The organism is uncultured Kordia sp., assembly GCF_947489565.1.
Lineage (GTDB): Bacteria > Bacteroidota > Bacteroidia > Flavobacteriales > Flavobacteriaceae > Kordia.
In genome coordinates this window covers 1-518 of record NZ_CANLEA010000057.1, presented here as the reverse complement: position 1 = coordinate 518, position 518 = coordinate 1, and the positions used below count along the sequence as shown (strand labels likewise).

Below are 518 nucleotides of genomic sequence, written 5' to 3'. Positions count from 1 at the left end.
GTAGGTGATATTCTTCGCTATCCAATTCTGGAAGATTTAGCGCCGTTACTTACTTCGAGCACTTTAACGCACGATCAATCCATGGTAGAAGGCGAAGTGAATCTAACACCAATTCAACATTACTTTTTTGAGAGTGATGTTATTGTAGACAAACATCATTACAATCAATCAGCACAATTATCGAGCAAAGCACGATTAGACAAAAACATACTATCACAAAGTTTCGAAGCCTTAGTAAAACATCACGATGCACTTCGTCTGCGTTATTATGAAGCTTCTGGAGAAATGGTACAATACAATCTTGATTATAAAGCAGGAAAAAATACAGTACATTTTTATGATCTGAGCAATGAAACGGATTGGCAAGCACAATTAGACACTCTTTGTGAAGCCTTGCAAAGTAGTTTTGACTTATCAGAAGGCAATCTTTTCCAAATGGCACACTTTCAATTGCCAGAGAGTGATCATTTGGTATTTATCGCACATCACTTAATCATTGATGGTGTTTCATGGCGAAT

At 36.9% G+C, this 518-nt stretch carries 1 protein-coding gene; it reads left to right on the top strand.

Features of this window, described 5'->3' with window-relative positions:
* Positions 1–518, top strand: a 518-nt coding sequence (locus Q0845_RS27710; protein WP_298521206.1) for a condensation domain-containing protein, incomplete at both ends; no start/stop codon positions are given.